The sequence below is a fragment of the Mycobacterium sp. E1386 genome (assembly GCF_001672745.1).
GTDB lineage: Bacteria > Actinomycetota > Actinomycetes > Mycobacteriales > Mycobacteriaceae > Mycobacterium.
In genome coordinates, this window is the sequence record NZ_LZKH01000032.1 from 1 (window position 1) to 644 (window position 644).

General features: G+C 65.1%; 1 protein-coding gene. It reads left to right on the forward strand.

Features of this window, described 5'->3' with window-relative positions:
- Positions 1-644 (forward strand): glycosyltransferase (locus A5709_RS28340; RefSeq protein WP_369827245.1); only part of this gene is annotated, 644 nt, incomplete at both ends.

Consider the following 644-nt stretch of genomic DNA (forward strand, 5'->3'; position numbering starts at 1 on the left):
ACGCATCCCTCGCCGCGCCGGATCGCCCAGCGAGAGTCGCTGGAAATCCAAGCGTACGACGAGGTTTGCTTTCCCGGACTGGCGGACGAATGGGCGAAATGGGACGGCCTACGGCCGTTTGTCGGCCCATTGACAATGGAACTGACCACGAGCGCCGACGACGACGTGGCAGCTTGGATTGCCGCCGGATCGTCGCCGATTTGCTTTGGCTTCGGCAGCATGCCGGTCGAATCTCCGGTCGACACGGTCGAAATGATCGCTGCGGCATGTGCGGAATTGGACGAGCGGGCGTTGATTTGCGCCGGCTGGAGCGATTTCAGCGACGTGCCACTTCCTGCCCACGTCAAGGTAGTGGGCGCGGTCAATTACGCGGCGGTCTTTCCCGCTTGCCGGGCCGTGGTGCACCACAGCGGCGCGGGCACCACGGCCGCGGGCCTGCGCGCCGGAGTGCCCACATTGAGCCTCTGGAGCATGAGCGATCAAAAGATCTGGGCAGCACAGGTGGATCGGTTGAAAGTCGGTGTCGCCCGCCCGTTTTCCAAAACCACGCGTGAGTCGCTGGTGGCCGACCTGCGCCAGATCCTCTCCCCCGACTACGTCTCGCGCGCCCGCGAGCTGGCCGCTCGAATGACGAAGCCCGCGGA